Source organism: Enterobacter genomosp. S (assembly GCF_001631805.1).
Classification (GTDB): domain Bacteria; phylum Pseudomonadota; class Gammaproteobacteria; order Enterobacterales; family Enterobacteriaceae; genus Enterobacter; species Enterobacter quasihormaechei.
The window spans coordinates 1-17,568 of the sequence record NZ_LVVA01000018.1; the positions used below are offsets into that span (position 1 = coordinate 1).

17 protein-coding genes are annotated in these 17,568 nt (G+C 55.2%); 8 read left to right on the forward strand and 9 right to left on the reverse strand.

The annotated features are described in order from the left end of the window. Positions 1-299 precede the first annotated feature (299 nt). On the reverse strand, positions 300-866 hold the full coding sequence (gene gmhB / locus A3466_RS10975) for a D-glycero-beta-D-manno-heptose 1,7-bisphosphate 7-phosphatase (protein WP_063450578.1): 567 nt from the start codon (positions 864-866) through the stop codon (positions 300-302). A 188-nt stretch (positions 867-1,054) separates the two neighbouring features. Between gmhB and metN the strand changes: the two genes are divergently transcribed. From metN to proS, 6 genes are all read left to right on the forward strand, one after another. After that, positions 1,055-2,086, forward strand: coding sequence for a methionine ABC transporter ATP-binding protein MetN (gene metN / locus A3466_RS10980; RefSeq protein ID WP_063450579.1), 1,032 nt, complete (start codon positions 1,055-1,057; stop codon positions 2,084-2,086). Then, complete coding sequence (locus A3466_RS10985; RefSeq protein ID WP_003856130.1) at positions 2,079-2,732, forward strand: methionine ABC transporter permease MetI; 654 nt, start codon at positions 2,079-2,081, stop codon at positions 2,730-2,732. Before metN ends, A3466_RS10985 begins: the two co-directional genes overlap by 8 nt. Before the next feature lie 40 nt (positions 2,733-2,772). Beyond that, the gene (gene metQ / locus A3466_RS10990) at positions 2,773-3,588 is read left to right on the forward strand and encodes a methionine ABC transporter substrate-binding lipoprotein MetQ (RefSeq protein WP_006810023.1); all 816 of its coding nucleotides are present in this window, start codon (positions 2,773-2,775) and stop codon (positions 3,586-3,588) included. Between the two features lie 106 nt (positions 3,589-3,694). Beyond that, positions 3,695-4,099 (forward strand): Rcs stress response system protein RcsF, encoded by a 405-nt coding sequence (gene rcsF / locus A3466_RS10995; protein WP_063450580.1) that lies wholly within the window; start codon positions 3,695-3,697, stop codon positions 4,097-4,099. Then, a complete protein-coding gene (gene tsaA, locus A3466_RS11000) occupies positions 4,096-4,803 on the forward strand; it encodes a tRNA (N6-threonylcarbamoyladenosine(37)-N6)-methyltransferase TrmO (RefSeq protein WP_063450581.1) in 708 nt (235 codons plus the stop codon). The genes rcsF and tsaA overlap by 4 nt, the downstream gene beginning before the upstream one ends. 112 nt (positions 4,804-4,915) lie before the next feature. Next, the gene (gene proS, locus A3466_RS11005; protein ID WP_063450582.1) at positions 4,916-6,634 is read left to right on the forward strand and encodes a proline--tRNA ligase; all 1,719 of its coding nucleotides are present in this window, start codon (positions 4,916-4,918) and stop codon (positions 6,632-6,634) included. Positions 6,635-6,679: 45 nt separating this feature from the next. Here the strand turns inward: proS and nlpE are convergent, their stop codons facing one another. From nlpE to A3466_RS11020, 3 genes are read right to left on the reverse strand one after another with little or no spacing between them, the layout of a single operon-like run. Next, complete coding sequence (gene nlpE, locus A3466_RS11010) at positions 6,680-7,378, reverse strand: envelope stress response activation lipoprotein NlpE (protein WP_063450583.1); 699 nt, start codon at positions 7,376-7,378, stop codon at positions 6,680-6,682. A gap of 39 nt (positions 7,379-7,417) precedes the next feature. After that, positions 7,418-7,834 carry an alternative ribosome rescue aminoacyl-tRNA hydrolase ArfB gene (gene arfB, locus A3466_RS11015; RefSeq protein WP_063450584.1) on the reverse strand — a complete coding sequence of 139 codons (417 nt, stop codon included), beginning with the start codon at positions 7,832-7,834 and terminating at the stop codon, positions 7,418-7,420. Beyond that, positions 7,831-8,376 carry a YaeQ family protein gene (locus A3466_RS11020; RefSeq protein ID WP_063450585.1) on the reverse strand — a complete coding sequence of 182 codons (546 nt, stop codon included), beginning with the start codon at positions 8,374-8,376 and terminating at the stop codon, positions 7,831-7,833. The genes arfB and A3466_RS11020 overlap by 4 nt, the downstream gene beginning before the upstream one ends. A gap of 196 nt (positions 8,377-8,572) precedes the next feature. Here A3466_RS11020 and A3466_RS11025 point away from each other — a divergent pair, with 196 nt between their 5' ends. Both A3466_RS11025 and rof read left to right on the forward strand, forming a co-directional pair. Further along, a complete protein-coding gene (locus A3466_RS11025; protein ID WP_003856146.1) occupies positions 8,573-8,773 on the forward strand; it encodes a YaeP family protein in 201 nt (66 codons plus the stop codon). Continuing rightward, positions 8,760-9,020, forward strand: coding sequence for a Rho-binding antiterminator (rof, locus tag A3466_RS11030; RefSeq protein WP_063450586.1), 261 nt, complete (start codon positions 8,760-8,762; stop codon positions 9,018-9,020). The genes A3466_RS11025 and rof overlap by 14 nt, the downstream gene beginning before the upstream one ends. Before the next feature lie 26 nt (positions 9,021-9,046). Here the strand turns inward: rof and tilS are convergent, their stop codons facing one another. The 5 genes from tilS to dnaE form a co-directional block, all read right to left on the reverse strand. Next, positions 9,047-10,333, reverse strand: coding sequence for a tRNA lysidine(34) synthetase TilS (gene tilS / locus A3466_RS11035; RefSeq protein WP_063450587.1), 1,287 nt, complete (start codon positions 10,331-10,333; stop codon positions 9,047-9,049). 58 nt (positions 10,334-10,391) lie between these two features. Beyond that, positions 10,392-10,781 carry a VOC family protein gene (locus A3466_RS11040; protein ID WP_003856151.1) on the reverse strand — a complete coding sequence of 130 codons (390 nt, stop codon included), beginning with the start codon at positions 10,779-10,781 and terminating at the stop codon, positions 10,392-10,394. A gap of 66 nt (positions 10,782-10,847) precedes the next feature. Beyond that, the gene (locus tag A3466_RS11045; RefSeq protein ID WP_063450588.1) at positions 10,848-12,980 is read right to left on the reverse strand and encodes a lysine decarboxylase LdcC; all 2,133 of its coding nucleotides are present in this window, start codon (positions 12,978-12,980) and stop codon (positions 10,848-10,850) included. Positions 12,981-13,080: 100 nt separating this feature from the next. Next, a complete protein-coding gene (gene accA / locus A3466_RS11050; protein WP_006810033.1) occupies positions 13,081-14,040 on the reverse strand; it encodes an acetyl-CoA carboxylase carboxyl transferase subunit alpha in 960 nt (319 codons plus the stop codon). A 12-nt stretch (positions 14,041-14,052) separates the two neighbouring features. Further along, positions 14,053-17,535 (reverse strand): DNA polymerase III subunit alpha, encoded by a 3,483-nt coding sequence (gene dnaE, locus A3466_RS11055; RefSeq protein ID WP_063450589.1) that lies wholly within the window; start codon positions 17,533-17,535, stop codon positions 14,053-14,055. Positions 17,536-17,568: the final 33 nt, after the last annotated feature.

Here is a 17,568-nt window from a genome sequence, read left to right on the forward strand (position 1 = left end):
TATCGTCTTGCGACGTTAAGAATCCATGTCACTTTGAGTGCCCACACAGATTGTCTGATAAATTGTTAAAGAGCAGTTGCAACGCGCTTTCGCTCACTGTCGCGAGGTGGCGTATATTACGCTTTCCTCTTTCAGAGTCAACCCGTTATTTCAGGATTTTTTCTCTTCAGCCGACCGGGTTGTCTGTGAAGTGATTCACATCCGCCGTGTCGATGGAGGCGCATTATAGGGAGCCGCCGAGGAATGACAAGCGGAAAAATGCATTTTTATATCAACCGCTCACCTTTTCACCAAAACGTCTATTTTTGGTGCTTTTTAATCTCTTTTGGCAGATCTGCCAGACTATTTATCACCCAGTCGGCTGCATTTTCTGCTTCTGGCGTGACTGGTTTACCGGTCCGCACTAATACTTTGGTTCCCACACCTGCCGCCGCCGCTGCCTGAATATCTTCCAGTTTATCGCCCACCATATAAGACGCGGCCATATCAATGTGCAGGAATTCCTGGGCAGAGATAAACATGCCCGGGTGTGGCTTACGGCAATCACAGGTCTGACGATATGCTTCTACGGTTCCCTGTGGATGATGCGGACAATAATAGATGCCATCAAGATCGACGCCGCGATCGGCCAGAGACCAATCCATCCATTCCGTCAGCGTTTCAAACTGTGCTTCGGTGAATTTCCCCCGGGCGATACCGGATTGATTAGTTACCACCACCAGCGCGTAACCCATCTCTTTCAGCTGGCGCATGGCATCTATTACGCCCTCAATAAATTCGAACTCATCAATCTCATGGACGTAACCGTGATCCACATTAATAGTGCCATCACGATCGAGAAAAATTGCGGGTACAGATTTTGCCACCGGTTTGCTCCTGAAAAAGGCTTGTTCAGCTAGTATCTCATGAATCGCAGCGCAATAAAGTGCTCATCGCACAGAGTTGGATTGATTTAGACGTCTGGATGCCTTAACATCCATTTTGTTTACGGTCATACCCCGTATCTGGCAGAAGAAAATGCCACGGCTAACTTACTTACGATAAAAATAATCTAATGATTAAACTTTCCAATATCACCAAAGTGTTCCAGCAGGGGAACCGTACCATTCAGGCGCTGAACAATGTCAGCCTGCATGTGCCTGCTGGTCAAATTTATGGCGTCATTGGCGCATCGGGTGCAGGTAAAAGTACGCTGATCCGGTGTGTTAACCTGCTTGAGCGCCCAACCCAGGGCAGCGTAGAAGTTGGCGGCCAGGAGCTTACGGCGCTCTCCGAAAAAGAACTCACGAAAGCACGTCGTCAGATCGGCATGATTTTCCAGCACTTTAACCTGCTGGCCTCACGCACCGTTTTCGGAAACGTGGCGTTGCCGCTGGAGCTGGACAACACGCCGAAGGAAGAAGTTACGCGTCGCGTCACCGAGCTGCTGGATCTGGTTGGGCTGGGTGATAAGCATGACAGCTACCCGGCCAATCTCTCCGGCGGGCAAAAGCAGCGCGTGGCGATTGCGCGCGCGCTGGCAAGTAACCCAAAAGTGCTGCTGTGTGATGAAGCCACCAGCGCGTTAGATCCGGCAACCACGCGTTCTATCCTGGAACTGCTGAAAGACATTAACCGTCGTCTGGGCCTGACTATCCTCCTTATTACGCACGAGATGGACGTGGTGAAGCGTATCTGCGACTGTGTCGCCGTCATCAGCAACGGTGAGCTGATCGAGCAGGACACCGTCAGCGAAGTGTTTTCACATCCTAAGACGCCGCTGGCTCAGCAGTTCATTCAGTCCACCCTGCATCTGGATATTCCGGAAGATTATCTGGAACGACTGAAAACAGACGCTGCGGCGGACAGCGTTCCAATGCTGCGCATGGAGTTTACGGGTCAGTCCGTAGATGCCCCGCTGCTTTCCGAAACCGCGCGTCGCTTTAACGTGAACAACAACATTATCAGCGCACAGATGGATTACGCCGGCGGCGTCAAGTTCGGCATCATGCTGACGGAAATGCACGGCACGCAGGAAGAAACCCAGGCGGCAATTGCCTGGCTGCAAGAACATCATGTAAAAGTAGAGGTACTGGGTTATGTCTGAGCCGATGATGTGGCTACTGGTTCGCGGCGTTTGGGAAACGCTGGCAATGACCTTCGTATCGGGCTTTTTTGGCTTTGTGATTGGGCTGCCGGTCGGCGTGCTGCTGTACGTCACGCGCCCGGGTCAAATTATTGAAAACGCGAAGCTGTATCGTACGCTTTCTGCGCTGGTCAACATTTTCCGTTCTATACCGTTCATTATTCTGCTGGTGTGGATGATTCCGTTTACCCGCGTGATTGTCGGAACGTCGATTGGTTTGCAGGCGGCAATCGTCCCGCTAACCGTAGGCGCCGCGCCGTTTATCGCCCGCATGGTGGAAAACGCCCTGCTGGAAATCCCAACGGGCCTGATTGAAGCTTCCCGCGCGATGGGTGCAACGCCAATGCAGATCGTTCGTAAAGTTCTGCTGCCTGAGGCGTTACCAGGGCTGGTGAATGCAGCAACCATCACGCTTATCACGCTGGTCGGTTATTCCGCGATGGGCGGTGCCGTGGGTGCCGGCGGTTTAGGCCAGATTGGGTATCAGTACGGCTATATTGGCTATAACGCTACCGTAATGAATACCGTTCTGGTATTGCTGGTTGTGCTGGTTTACTTAATCCAATTCTCTGGCGATCGTATCGTCCGGGCTGTTACGCATAAATAACGTTACAAACAACACAAACTCGACGAGTTAAGGATATAACATGGCGTTTAAATTTAAGACCTTTGCAGCAGTAGGCGCACTGATTGGTTCGCTGGCACTGGTGGGTTGCGGTCAGGACGAAAAAGATCCAAACCACATCAAGGTAGGCGTTATCGTCGGTGCAGAGCAGCAGGTTGCTGAGGCCGCGCAGAAAATCGCGAAAGAAAAATACGGCCTGGACGTTGAGCTGGTGACTTTCAACGATTACGTTCTGCCGAACGAAGCGCTGAGCAAAGGCGACATTGACGCTAACGCCTTCCAGCATAAACCGTACCTGGATCAGCAGATCAAAGATCGCGGCTACAAGCTGGTTGCTGTCGGTAACACCTTCGTTTACCCGATTGCCGGTTATTCCAAGAAAATTAAATCTCTGGATGAACTCCAGCCGGGTTCACAGGTTGCCGTCCCTAACGACCCAACCAACCTTGGCCGTTCGCTGCTTCTGCTCCAGAAAGTGGGCCTGATTAAACTGAAAGAAGGTGTTGGCCTGTTGCCGACCGTTCTGGACGTCACCGAAAACCCGAAAAATCTGAAAATTGTTGAACTGGAAGCCCCTCAGTTGCCACGTTCTCTGGACGATGCACAGATCGCGCTGGCCGTTATCAACACCACTTACGCCAGCCAGATCGGCCTGACCCCTGCGAAAGATGGCATCTTCGTTGAAGACAAAGATTCCCCGTACGTCAACCTGATCGTGACTCGCGAAGACAACAAAGACGCGGAAAACGTGAAGAAATTCCTTCAGGCATATCAGTCTGAAGAAGTTTACCAGGAAGCCAATAAGGTGTTTAACGGCGGCGCTGTTAAAGGCTGGTAATCTCACCTCAGTGTAATATCATCAAGACGGGCATTTGCCCGTCTTGTCATTTGTGCGGTCAACTGCTTCAATATCTGACGTTTTGATTATCCACTGAGGAATTATTATGCGTGCTTTACCGATCTGTCTTTTAGCACTGATGCTGAGCGGCTGTTCTATGCTAAGCAGATCTCCTGTTGAACCCGTTCAAAGCACTGCAACCCCGCCAAAAGCGGAGCCAGCAAAACCGAAAGCGCCTCGCGCTGCGCCGGTTCGTATTATTACCAAAGCCGAAGAGCTGGTCGGTAAGCCATTCCGTGAACTGGGCGAAGTGAGCGGCGAATCCTGTCAGGCAACGAATCAGGACTCCCCTCCAAATATCCCAACAGCCCGCAAGCGTATGCAAATCAACGCGTCGAAAATGAAAGCGAACGCGGTGCTGTTGCACAGCTGTGAAGTCACCAGCGGTACGCCAGGCTGCTACCGTCAGGCGGTATGCATCGGTTCTGCGCTTAACATCACGGCGAAATGAGTGCATTTCAGTTCGAGCAGATAGGCGTTATCCGCTCTCCTTATAAAGAAAAGTTCGCCGTGCCGCGTCAGCCGGGTTTGGTCATTAACGGCGGCGGCGAGCTGCATCTCGTCGCGCCCTACAATCAGGCCGATGCGGTGCGCGGGCTTGAGGCGTTCAGCCATTTATGGGTGGTTTTTGTCTTTCACCAGACCATGGAAGGCGGCTGGCGTCCGACCGTGCGCCCGCCTCGTCTGGGCGGTAATGCCAGAATGGGGGTTTTTGCCACCCGCTCAACGTTCCGACCGAATCCAGTTGGGATGTCGCTGGTCGAACTGAAAGGAATACGCTGTCAGAAAGATCGGGTGATCCTGGAGTTAGGCAGCCTTGACCTGGTAGACGGCACGCCGGTCATTGATATTAAGCCTTACCTGCCCTTTGCCGAAGCGCTGCCGAATGCGCGTGCAAGCTATGCTCAGGACGCGCCGCAGGCAGATATGCCGGTTTACTTCACGTCTGAAATAGCGACGCAAATCGGCCAGCTGGAAAAACGCTATCCCCGTCTGCGTGACTTTATCGTTGAAGTGTTGGCGCAGGACCCTCGTCCCGCCTACCGCAAAGAGGAAGACGCCGGAAAAACGTACGCCGTCTGGCTGCTGGACTTTAACGTGCGCTGGCGCGTGACTGATGCGGGTTTTGAAGTGTTTGCCCTGGAACCCAGGTAATTTTGTTCTCCTCTCTTTTGGCATCTTTGCCACACTGGTAAACTAAACCACTTTTTTTGTGTCAGGCTGGCGTTTCAGCCTGTTCCAATCGTCGAAATGGAACCGTAACAACATGCGTACTAGCCAATATCTGCTCTCCACTCTGAAGGAGACACCTGCCGACGCCGAGGTGATCAGCCACCAGCTGATGCTGCGCGCCGGGATGATCCGCAAGCTGGCCTCCGGGTTATACACCTGGCTGCCGACCGGCGTGCGCGTCCTGAAAAAAGTCGAAAACATCGTGCGTGAAGAGATGAACAACGCCGGTGCAATCGAGGTGTTAATGCCGGTGGTTCAGCCTTCTGAACTGTGGCAGGAGAGCGGTCGCTGGGAGCAGTACGGCCCGGAGCTGCTGCGTATTGCCGATCGTGGCGATCGTCCATTTGTTCTCGGCCCAACGCATGAAGAAGTGATCACCGATCTGATCCGTAACGAGCTGAGCTCTTACAAACAGCTGCCGCTGAACTTCTTCCAGATCCAGACCAAGTTCCGTGACGAAGTGCGCCCACGCTTTGGCGTTATGCGCTCTCGCGAATTCCTGATGAAAGACGCTTACTCTTTCCATACCTCTCAGGAATCTCTGCAAGAGACCTACGACAAAATGTACGTGGCTTACAGCAAAATCTTCTCCCGCATGGGGCTGGATTTCCGTGCTGTACAGGCTGATACCGGTTCAATCGGCGGCAGCGCCTCTCATGAATTCCAGGTTCTGGCGCAGAGCGGCGAAGACGATGTCATTTTCTCTGACTCCTCTGATTACGCCGCCAACATTGAGTTCGCAGAGGCGCTGGCACCAAAAGAACCTCGTGCGGCAGCAACCCAAGAGATGACGCTGGTTGATACGCCAAACGCGAAAACCATCGCCGAGCTGGTTGAGCAGTTTACTCTGCCGATCGAAAAAACGGTCAAAACGCTGCTGGTGAAATCTGCTGAAGGCAGCGCTTACCCGCTGGTTGCCCTGCTGGTCCGTGGCGATCACGAGCTAAACGAAGTGAAGGCCGAGAAGCTGCCGCAGGTTGCCAGCCCGCTGACCTTTGCGACGGAAGCCGAAATCCGCGCCGTGGTGAACGCAGGCCCAGGTTCTTTGGGTCCGGTGAATATGCCTGTTCCTGTGGTGATTGACCGCACCGTTGCGGCAATGAGCGACTTCTCTGCGGGCGCAAACATTGACGGGAAACACTACTTCGGCATCAACTGGGATCGTGACGTGGCGACGCCGGAAGTGGCTGACATCCGTAACGTGGTCGCAGGCGATCCAAGCCCGGACGGCAAGGGTACCCTGATGATCAAACGCGGTATCGAAGTAGGTCACATCTTCCAGTTGGGCGATAAGTACTCGCGCGCAATGAACGCGGCGGTTCAGGGCGAGGATGGTCGTAATCAGGTTCTGACCATGGGCTGCTACGGCATTGGCGTAACCCGCGTGGTTGCTGCCGCTATCGAGCAGAACTACGACGAGCGCGGTATCGTCTGGCCGGATAACATCGCACCGTTCCAGGTGGCTATCCTGCCAATGAACATGCACAAGTCTTACCGCGTGCAGGAGCTGGCCGAGAAACTCTACGCTGAGCTGAGCGCGAAAGGTATCGACGTACTGATGGATGACCGTAAAGAGCGTCCTGGCGTGATGTTTGCTGACATGGAACTGATCGGTATTCCGCACACCGTCGTTATCGGCGACCGTAACCTCGACAGCGACGAGATTGAATACAAGTACCGTCGCAACGGCGAAAAACAGATGATCAAGACGGGCGACATTCTTGATTACCTGGTGAAAGCCATCAAAGGTTAAGAAACAAAAAACCCCGCAAGCGCGGGGTTTTTTAATGGCTAAATCCTATTTGCTTTCGCAGTTTTTACCCGCTGCAAACTTCACGTCTTTATCAGCCACCAGCGTTTTCACCAGCTCGCCGCTATCCGGGTTTGCCTCCAGGGTAAAGTGCCCTTCAACCGTCAGCAACACGGGCTTACTGTCATTGCCGCGCGCGACGGCATAGTCACGCTCCAGCTGGGCATTGTTCGCCACGCTGATTTTCTTACCGGTTGCGCAATCCGTGAAGATCGCCGTATCCGCCATGTAGAAATACATCCCTCGCATCGCCATTGGGGTTGCAGGCAGAGACGCTTTCACCGGGGCCAGCGTGTAATTGAACTGGGATTCAATCGGGTTGCCTTCGCGATCGAGCATCTCCATGTTCTCGCCTTTAGGGCGGAACCAGGTTTTATCGCCCGTGGTATCGGTCAATACCAGCTTCTCAGCCGTACGCGCCCACGTTCCGTAAGTTGCAAAAGATGACGGCTCTTTCGCCCCCTGATATCGCTGATTCATTACCCAGGTGCCATCTTTTTGCAGGAACAGGGAAGTTTCGATACCCTCACAATCTGCACATGGCAATACGCCGCGCCAGCTCTGCTGCATCGGCTTTAATTCTTCATTTTGCGTTGGCGGTAATACCTGTGTTTCCGAACGGTTGTTACAGCCAAAAAGCGCGAACAGGCTCGTCACGGCCAGCGCTGATAATAATGCTTTTTTCACAATACATTCCTTATGAAAAAGGGTGTCCCTTTCGTCACATTACGGGTGACGGACTTTGCCACGCAGTGATTTTACGGTGGATTTTTGCGCCTTCGATGACAATCGACGTTCTTTCGATGCCCGCGTTGGACGCGTTGCCCGGCGGCTTTTTTGCACTGTTGTTAATTCTTTTATGACCGCCACCAGTCTGGAAAGTGCCGCTTCCCGGTTCATTTCCTGGCTGCGATATTCCTGCGCTTTGATCACGATCACCCCCTCGCTGGTGATCAGGTGATGACTGGCGGCAAGCAGGCTTTCTTTATAATACTCTGGCAGGCTGGAGGCCCGAATGTCAAAGCGCAAATGGATAGCCGTTGAGGCCTTGTTAACGTGCTGGCCCCCTGCTCCCTGAGCCCGGATGGCGGTGATCTCCAGCTCGTTATCAGGAATGCTGACGTTTCGGGACAACACAATCATGATGCGGGCTGCCAGGCCGTAAGATGAATTTCCAGATTATTCTGAGAATCAGAAAGCCAGATAGCGCCGTCCTGAATGGTTGCCTGGAGCGCCATTGTCCGGCTGGCGAACGCGCTCAGCTGTGCCAGCTGTTCATCATCCAGATACCAGACGGTAAGATTTTTGAACTGCGCACACTTATTTCTGTTTTGTTGCCACCAGATCTCTGCGGCGCGCTGGTTGTAGGCAAACAGCGCCACCTCTGCGGACTGGGTGCATGCCTTTTTGATCCGGCGTTCATCCGGAAGGCCAAGCTCAATCCATAAGTCGATACCCAGGTGATCGTTGTGTAACCAGGCTTCCGGTTCATCTTCCGCGCTTAAGCCACGGGTAAATTGCAGACGATCATCGGCATATTTAATCCACGCCAGCAGGCGCAGCATCATGCGCTCCTGGGTTTCAGAGGGGTGACGCGCCAGCGTCAATGACGCATCCAGAAACTGGTTACGGTCAAGATCCGCCACGTTGACCACAGCTTTATAAATTGTCGCTTTCAGCGCCATGAGAGAACTCCTTTCGAATCAGGCGTACATTGTAGCGAAAACCGCAGCAAAAGGCTGTTACGAGGTGGTGAATCCCCCCTTATCAAGGCGCTGATAATGCTTAAATGAGTATGGTATAGTCACCTTGCTAAACCGAGTTTAACTTCGTAGGCTTAATGATATCTCACAGTAAGTCAGTACGCTGGCAGGAGGAGATGTGAATAATTATTGTGAGTTGATTCGCAGACGGTATGCGGAAATCGCCAGCGGAGATCTGGGGTACATCCCGGATGCGTTGGGCTGTGTATTGAACGTGCTAAATGAAGTGGCCTCTGATGAGAGCCTTTCTGAATCGGTCAGGGAAAAAGCAGCGTATGCTGCGGCGAATTTACTGGTGAGCGATTATGTCGATGAATGATACCTATCAACCCATCAATTGTGATGACTATGACAACCTCGAACTCGCCTGCCAGCATCATTTAATACTGACGCTGGAACTCAAAGATGGCGAAGTGCTAAAGGCAAAGGCCAGCGACCTGGTTTCCCGTAAAAACGTGGAATATCTGGTTGTAGAAGATGCAGGTGCAACCCGCGAGCTGCGCCTCGACAGGATTGCCAGTTTCAGCCATCCGGAAATCGGCACTGTCGTGGTGAGCGAATCCTGACAACCAACGGGCAGCCAGGCTGCCCGTTACGCTTTCCAGTCAAAATTCACACCCGCTTCAGCCCACCCCTCTTCCGTGATGAACACCCCTGCCGCCGCCACGAGCGTATCGCCGTAAAACAGGAGCGGCGTGGTATCACGCTTCCATGGCGGAACGTTATTCTCCTGCCAGATTTTCTTCAGCTTACGCCCGCCGTTACGCCCGACGATATGCAGCATGCCGCTGGCCCTGAAGCGTACGGTGACCTTCTCGTCCGGCTCGGGTAAACGCACGTTACCCGAACGACTCAACGCAACCACGCCCGCATTCAACGGTAGCGTTAATGCTTTCTCCGGCGACGGCCAGTCGAGCACAACGTCAGTCAGCGACGGTGCGGATTTTACCCACCAGAGCCGGTCCTGATAGCGCCTGACGTCAAAACCGTTCAGGTGTACGCACGGCACGGCATCTTCCCTTGCCTGGGCGACCTCGTCCCAGATACGGTTGAGCATCGCCCGGGACGGCATGGCCGCACGGTGAAAAGCCAGCCAGCGACGGATCAGTGCAGCCCGACGCGCGGGGCTCATCATCTTCAACGGCGCAATATCCAGCGCGCCGTCAGCGGTAATCAGCGTCGTCAGCTCCTCGCCCAGCAGCTCATCCAGCAAGCTTTCTTGTTCAGCACACAGTATGGCGCTTCTGGCTGCCGCTTCGGAAAAATGTGCCCAGCGCTCGGTCAGAAGCGGTAAAACGCGCAGGCGCAGGAAATTACGGTCATAACTGTCGTCCTGATTGCTTTCGTCCTCTATCCAGCGCAGATGATAGTGATGGGCCCAGGCTTCCAGTGACGCGCGCGTCTCGTTCAGCAGCGGGCGGATGAGTTCTGTTCCAGCAAAATCAGCGCGCTCAGGCATGGCGGATAAGCCCGCGGGCCCGCTCCCCCGCTTGAGCGCCAGTAAGAATGTTTCACACTGATCGTCCAGATGCTGGGCGGTAACCAACGCTTCTCCAGGCCGCAATGCGCCGGAAAACGCAGCGTAGCGGGCTTTTCGCGCCTGCGCTTCAACGCCCAGCCCTTCCTCCTCCAGCGTGACCCGTTCCACGATCAGCGGGATCGCCCACGCTGCGCACACCGCTTCGCAGTGCGCCACCCAGTCATCAGCATGGGGACTCAAGCCGTGATGGATATGCATCGCCCGCAGCTGGACGTCAGGCTCGCGGTCGCGCCAGAGCTTAAGGCGATGAAGCAAAACGGTGGAATCCAGGCCACCGCTGAACCCCACCAACAGCTGGCGGTAGGGCGAAACGGCGTGCGCGATAGCGGGTAAGGTCATAGGAAATCACACATAAAAAATGCCCGAAATGAACGGGCATTATCACACATGACGGCGATTACTGCTGGTAAAGCTCCAGCGGCAAGCCGTCCGGATCGTTGAAAAAGGTAAAACGCTTATCGGTAAAGGGATCGACGCGAATCGCTTCACAGGCCACGCCGTGGGCTTCCAGATGTTTTACCGCGCTGTCCAGATCGTCGACGCTGAAAGCCAGATGGCGCAGGCCGCAGGCTTCCGGGCGCGAAGGACGAGCGGGCGGGAAAGGAAAAGAGAACAGCTCAATCACATATTGCCCGTTCAGCGCCAGATCGCCTTTCCAGGAGTCGCGCTCCTCACGGTAGGCCTCGCTTAACAGCGTGAAGCCGAGTACGTCACAGTAGAATGCCTTACTTTTCGCGTAATCGGTGGCGATAATCGCAATATGATGAACCGCTTTTAAACCCAGCATAGCTTCTCCTTTTTATGATGCACTGAACGTTACAACCGACAGCCGGCCCCTGGCAAGCGGCCCCTTTTATTTTAGGACTCTCACCCAGTACACGCCGTTATCATCGCGTTTCGCGCCGTGAATATCCGTCTCAAAGCCCGGATAGTGGCGCCCCACCGAACAGAGCATCAGCAGGAAATCGAGCACTGACCGGCTCTTCTCGGTGATCATCTCGCCCGGCATCAGCAGCGGCACACCCGGCGGATACGGCAGGATCATATTGGCCGATACCCGTCCCACCAGGTTCTCCAGCTCAACGGTTTCCACCTCCCCTTTCACCTGCTGCTGCCACGCCTTGTGCGGCGTCAGCTTCATTTCCGGCAGCACGTCAAAAGCCTGGAGCATCAGGCGCGGCAGATCGTGCTGGCGGATCAGCCTGTGGATCCCCTGTGCCAGATCCTGAATGCGCATATTGCGGTAAAAGTCAGGATCTTCCGCATAGAGATCCGGCAGCATGTTCTTCACCCGCAGGTTCAGATCGTATGCGCGCTTGAACTCCATCAGCCCGCGGAGCAGCCCCATTGCCCGGGTTTTATCGATCCCGATACTGAACAGGAACAGCAGATTGTAAGGGCCGGTTTTTTCCACCACCACGCCGCGCTCGTCGAGGAACTTCGCCACCAGCGCGGCGGGGATCCCCTCATCGCCCATCACGCCCTGCTCGTCCATGCCCGGCGTCAGGATCGTCACCTTAACCGGATCGAGGAACATATGGTCCGCATCGGCATCCCGGAAGCCGTGCCAGCTCTCCCCCGGCGCGACGGGCCAGCACTCCGCTTCGTCGATCTCTTCCGGCTGCCAGATATCAAAGAACCAGCCGTCCGCTTCATCTTTAAGACGCTGAACTTCTTTGCGGAAATGCAGCGCCCGCTCCACCGAACGGTTGATCAGGCGTTTACCCGGATTTCCGCGCAGCATCGCCGCCGCCGTTTCGATGGATGCCACCAGCGGATAGCTCGGTGAGGTGGTGGTGTGCATCATAAAGGCTTCGTTGAAGGTATCCTCGTCGTACTCGCCCTTGATGTGAATGAGAGACGCCTGGGAAAACGCGGCCAGCATTTTGTGCGTCGACTGCGTTTCGAAAAAGACCTTGCCCGGCACGCGCTCGCCGCTCATCCCGCTTTTGCCCGAGTAAATCGGGTGGAAGTTGGTATAAGGCACCCACGCGGAATCAAAGTGGATCGACGGCACATCCAGTGTCTGCTTGATCCAGTTAGTGTTATACAGCAGCCCGTCATAGGTGGAGTTGGTGATCACCGCGTGAACGGGCCAGCTTGCCTCAGGGGTCGCCGCAACCTTACTTTCGATGGCTTGGTGCGTGAACTCCCGGCGCGGAATGCCGCCGAGAATTCCCAGCGCGTTACGCGTGGGTGACAGCCAGATCGGAACGACGTCGCTCATCATCAGCAGGTGCGCCAGCGACTTGTGGCAGTTCCGGTCAATCAGCAGGGTGCTGCCGGCAGGCGCGGCGTACATCCCGACGATTTTGTTCGACGTCGAGGTACCGTTGGTCACCATGTAGCTTTGCTCGGCGCCAAAGGTGCGGGCAATGTACTCTTCAGCTTCCAGGTGCGGGCCGGTATGATCCAGCAGCGAGCCCAGCTCGGTCACTGAAATCGACACATCCGCCTTCAGCGTATTGCCGCCGAAGAAATCATAGAACAGACACCCCACCGGGCTTTTTTGATAGGCCGTTCCGGCCATGTGTCCCGGCGTACAGAAGGTGTATTTCCCCTCTTTCACATAGGTGAACAGCGCGCGCGTAAACGGCGGCGTGATGTTATCCAGATATTCACCGGTGTACTGCTGAATGCGGGTCGCAATGTCCTCAGCCACGCCGAGCGCGTATTCGAAGAACCACAGCGCCATGCGCATATCGTGCGCGCTCACGTCCATGGTCGAGTGGGTGTTGATAAAGGCATACAGCGGAAGGTATTCGTTGAGCTTATTGATCTCGCTGCACAACTCCATGTCGTATTCGTCCCAGTCGAATATCACGCCACAGATGCGCGGATTATGTTCGATGAATTTCAGCAGGTCGGCGCTGTTTTGCGGCCAGATCAGCTGATAACCGCGTGCCTTAAGGGCTTGCTCCAGCTCCTTGATGGGTTCGTCTTTATAAAAGACGCCGTGTGGCCCCATGATGGCGATGATGTTCATGGTTTACCTCCTTGAAAAACATCAGATAAGCATAGTTAAGGTAAACGGCAGGTATAAAAAAAGCCGCAACAAGGTGCGGCTTTTAGGATAATTGTGAGGCTTATGCGTAACCGTAGGTCATCAGACGCTGGTAACGACGGTTGAGCAGATCTTCTTTACTCAGCACGTCCAGGTCTGCCAGGTCTGCCAGCAGCTGCGCTTTCAGGGACGCGGCCATCACTTCTGGCTTACGGTGTGCGCCACCCAGCGGTTCAGGGATGACGGTGTCGATCAGCTTCAGCTCTTTCAGACGCGGGGCAATGATGCCCATCGCTTCCGCAGCCAGCGGCGCTTTGTCGGCGCTTTTCCACAGAATGGAGGCACAGCCTTCCGGAGAGATAACGGAATAGGTGCTGTACTGAAGCATATTCACTTTATCGCCCACGCCAATTGCCAGCGCACCGCCGGAACCCCCCTCACCGATAACGGTACAGATGACCGGTACGCTCAGGCGAGACATCTCACGCAGGTTGCGTGCGATGGCTTCAGACTGGCCGCGCTCTTCCGCGCCAACACCCGGGTAAGCTCCCGGCGTGTCGATGAAGGTGATGATTGGCATATTGAAACGCTCAGCCATCTCCATCAGACGCAGGGCCTTACGGTAGCCTTCTGGTGCTGGCATACCGAAGTTACGACGGATTTTCTCTTTGGTTTCACGGCCTTTCTGGTGACCAATGATCATCACCGGACGTCCATCCAGACGCGCGATACCGCCAACGATAGCTTTATCGTCAGCGTATGCGCGGTCGCCTGCCAGTTCGTCAAATTCGTCAAACGCCAGGCGGACATAATCCAGGGTGTACGGACGCTGTGGATGACGCGCCAGCTGGGCGATCTGCCATGCGCCGAGATCGGCAAAGATTTTGCGCGTCAGCTCTACGCTTTTTTCGCGCAGACGATGCACTTCTTCGTCGATGTTAATATCCAGTTTTTCATCCTGACGGCTAACTGCTGTCAGAGAATCGATTTTCGCTTCCAGCTCTGCAATCGGCTGTTCGAAATCAAGGAAATTCAGACTCATAGTATTCCTGTATTAGTCAAACTCCAGTTCCACCTGCTCCGAACCAATGAGGCCACGGAGATCGTTCAGTAAACGATCGCTCGGAGAGACACGCCACGTTGCACCAAAGCGCAACCGCGCACGTGCATCCGCCCTCTGATAGTAGAGATGTACTGGAATGGTCCCCGAGCGGTGGGGTTCCAGAGACTGACGGAGTCGGTTTAAAAGCTGGTCATCAATTTGCCTGTCCGTCAGCGAGATAGCAAGCCCGCGAGCATATTTTTCCCGGGCTTCGTCAATGTCCATCACTTCGCGGGCGGTCATTTTAAGCCCCCCGCTGAAGTCATCAAAGCTGACCTGTCCGCTGACGATAAGTATGCGGTCTTTTTCCAGCAATTGCTGGTATTTATCCAGCGCGTCGGTGAACAACATCACCTCCAGACGCCCGGAACGGTCATCCAGGGTACAGATGCCGATACGATTGCCGCGCTTGGTGACCATTACCCTTGCAGCAATCACGAGCCCCGCAGCCGTGGTGATTTTACCACGTTCTGTCGGATGCATGTCTTTAAGCCTGTGGCCGCCGACATAGCGCTCAATTTCTTTAAGATACTGGTTGATCGGGTGCCCCGTCAGGTACAGACCTAACGTTTCCCGCTCTCCATCCAGTACTACCTGTTCTGGCCACGGCTGGCAGTTGGAATAGGACTGCTCGATCTGCTCTGGCTCTTCCGCCAGCACGCCGAACATATCCGCCTGGCCAATAGCTTCCGCTTTCGCATGCTGATCGGCCGCCTTCAACGCATCGCCGAGCGAGTTCATCAGCGCGGCGCGGTGCGGCCCCAGCCTGTCAAACGCGCCGGACATGATCAGTTTTTCCAGCACGCGGCGGTTCAGTTTTTTGGTATCGGTACGGGCGCACAGATCGAACAGCTCGCGGAAGTAGCCGCCGTTGTTACGCGCTTCGATGATCGCCTCGATCGGCCCCTCACCCACGCCCTTGATCGCGCCGATCCCGTAGACGATTTCCCCGTCATCGTTAACGTGGAAATGGTACAGACCCGAGTTAATATCCGGCGGCAGGATCTTCAGCCCCATGCGCCAGCACTCGTCCACCAGGCCAACCACCTTCTCGGTGTTGTCCATATCTGCGGTCATGACCGCCGCCATAAACTCAGCGGGATAGTGGGCCTTGAGCCACAGCGTTTGATACGACACCAAAGCATAGGCGGCGGAGTGGGATTTGTTAAATCCGTACCCGGCGAATTTCTCCACCAGGTCGAAGATTTTCATCGCCAGTTCGCCATCGACGCCGTTTTTCTTCGCCCCATCTTCAAAGATGGAACGCTGCTTGGCCATCTCTTCCGGCTTTTTCTTACCCATCGCACGACGCAGCATGTCCGCGCCGCCAAGGGTGTAACCAGAAAGCACCTGGGCGATCTGCATGACCTGTTCCTGATACAGGATGATGCCGTAGGTCGGCTCCAGTACCGGTTTCAGGCTTTCATGCTGCCACTGCACGTCCGGGTAGGAAATCTCTTCGCGCCCGTGTTTACGGTCGATAAAGTTATCCACCATCCCCGACTGCAACGGACCCGGACGGAACAGGGCCACCAGCGCGATCATATCTTCGAAGCAGTCTGGTTGCAGACGCTTAATCAAATCTTTCATGCCGCGGGATTCAAGCTGGAAGACGGCTGTCGTCTCCGAGCGTTGCAGCATGTCGAAACTTTTCTTGTCATCAAGCGGGATAGCCGCGATATCCAGCGGCGGCTCGCCGTTCTTCTCACGGCGGGCGTTGATCATCTCCAGCGCCCAGTTGATGATGGTGAGCGTACGCAGACCGAGGAAGTCGAACTTCACCAGCCCGGCGTATTCCACATCGTTCTTGTCGAACTGGGTCACCGGATGCTGGCCCGCTTCGTCGCAGTACAGCGGCGCGAAGTCAGTGATTTTGGTCGGGGCGATAACCACGCCCCCCGCATGCTTACCGGCATTTCGCGTCACGCCTTCCAGCTTGCGCGCCATGTCGATGAGCGCTTTCACCTCTTCGTCGGCGTCGTAGATTTCCGGCAGCTGAGGTTCGGCTTCAAAGGCTTTCGCCAGGGTCATGCCCGGATCGGGCGGCACCAGCTTCGAGATACGATCGACGAAACCGTACGGATGGCCCAGCACGCGGCCCACGTCGCGGATAACCGCTTTCGCCGCCATCGTACCGAAGGTAATGATCTGCGAAACCGCATCACGGCCGTACATATCGGCCACGTGCTCAATCACCTGGTCACGTTTTTCCATGCAGAAGTCGACGTCGAAGTCGGGCATGGAGACACGTTCCGGATTAAGGAAACGTTCGAACAGCAGGTCAAATTCCAGCGGATCGAGGTCGGTGATTTTCAGCGCATACGCCACCAGCGAGCCGGCACCGGAACCACGGCCCGGGCCTACCGGCACGCCGTTATCCTTCGACCACTGGATGAACTCCATCACGATCAGGAAGTAGCCCGGGAACCCCATCTGGTTGATCACCTGGAGCTCAATATCCAGACGCTCGTCATATTCAGGACGCTTCTCTTTACGGACCGCTTCATCCGGGAAGAGAAATTCCAGGCGCTCTTCAAGGCCCTCTTTCGATTTCATGACCAGGAAATCTTCTGTGGTCATGTCGCCCGTCGGGAACTGCGGCAGGAAGTATTCGCCGAGACGTACGGTAACGTTACAGCGCTTGGCAATTTCTACGCTGTTTTCCAGCGCTTCCGGGATGTCCGAGAAAAGCTCGCACATCTCTTCTTCGCTGCGCATGTACTGCTGCGAGGAGTAGTTGCGCGGGCGTTTCGGATCGTCGAGGGTGAAGCCGTCGTGGATCGCAACGCGGATTTCGTGCGCGTCAAAATCGCCCGCCTCGAGGAAGCGCACGTCGTTAGTGGCCACCACAGGCAGGCCACGCTCTTCTGCGAGGGCGACTGCCGCATGCAGATAGCTCTCTTCGTCCGCGCGCCCGGTACGGATCAGCTCCAGATAATAGCGATCCGGGAAATACTCTTCGTAGAAGGAGACGCACTGATCCACCAGCGCGCTGTTACCGCGCAGCAGGCTTTTGCCGACATCGCCCATACGGCCGCCGGAGATCAGCAGCAAACCTTCGTTCAGCTCCGCCAGCCAGTCGCGGTCAATCCACGGTCCCAGCGCACCGTAGCCGCGCTGGTAGGCTTTTGAAATCAGCAGAGTGAGGTTCTGATAACCCGTGTTATTCATGGCTAACACGGATATTTGCGTCATCTCATCGCCGAGTAGGTCGCTCTGCACGTGAAAATCCGCGCCGACGATGGGCTTTAATCCTGCGCCATGCGCCGTTCCGTAGAACTTCACCAGGCCACACAGGTTGGTAAAATCGGTGATCGCCAGCGCAGGCATGCCAAGCGAGGCCGCCTTTTTTACCAGCGGCCCGGTTTTTGCCAGCCCATCGATCATGGAGTAGTCGCTATGCACCCGCAGGTGTACGAAACGTGGTTCAGCCATCTTCAGATCCCGCGTTACTTAATTGCTTGCGTC

What these genes read in the sequence shown, in the direction of transcription:
- rcsF (WP_063450580.1), top strand. Translation starts at nt 3,695, where the DNA reads ATGCGTGCTTTACCGATCTGTCTTTTAGCACTGATGCTGAGCGGCTGT.
- A3466_RS11020 (WP_063450585.1), bottom strand. Translation starts at nt 8,376, where the DNA reads ATGGCGCTGAAAGCGACAATTTATAAAGCTGTGGTCAACGTGGCGGAT.
- A3466_RS11040 (WP_003856151.1), bottom strand. Translation starts at nt 10,781, where the DNA reads ATGCTGGGTTTAAAAGCGGTTCATCATATTGCGATTATCGCCACCGAT.
- A3466_RS11045 (WP_063450588.1), bottom strand. Translation starts at nt 12,980, where the DNA reads ATGAACATCATCGCCATCATGGGGCCACACGGCGTCTTTTATAAAGAC.
- tsaA (WP_063450581.1), top strand. Translation starts at nt 4,096, where the DNA reads ATGAGTGCATTTCAGTTCGAGCAGATAGGCGTTATCCGCTCTCCTTAT.
- tilS (WP_063450587.1), bottom strand. Translation starts at nt 10,333, where the DNA reads ATGACCTTACCCGCTATCGCGCACGCCGTTTCGCCCTACCGCCAGCTG.
- arfB (WP_063450584.1), bottom strand. Translation starts at nt 7,834, where the DNA reads ATGATTGTGTTGTCCCGAAACGTCAGCATTCCTGATAACGAGCTGGAG.
- metN (WP_063450579.1), top strand. Translation starts at nt 1,055, where the DNA reads ATGATTAAACTTTCCAATATCACCAAAGTGTTCCAGCAGGGGAACCGT.
- A3466_RS10985 (WP_003856130.1), top strand. Translation starts at nt 2,079, where the DNA reads ATGTCTGAGCCGATGATGTGGCTACTGGTTCGCGGCGTTTGGGAAACG.
- proS (WP_063450582.1), top strand. Translation starts at nt 4,916, where the DNA reads ATGCGTACTAGCCAATATCTGCTCTCCACTCTGAAGGAGACACCTGCC.
- rof (WP_063450586.1), top strand. Translation starts at nt 8,760, where the DNA reads ATGTCGATGAATGATACCTATCAACCCATCAATTGTGATGACTATGAC.
- dnaE (WP_063450589.1), bottom strand. Translation starts at nt 17,535, where the DNA reads ATGGCTGAACCACGTTTCGTACACCTGCGGGTGCATAGCGACTACTCC.
- accA (WP_006810033.1), bottom strand. Translation starts at nt 14,040, where the DNA reads ATGAGTCTGAATTTCCTTGATTTCGAACAGCCGATTGCAGAGCTGGAA.
- metQ (WP_006810023.1), top strand. Translation starts at nt 2,773, where the DNA reads ATGGCGTTTAAATTTAAGACCTTTGCAGCAGTAGGCGCACTGATTGGT.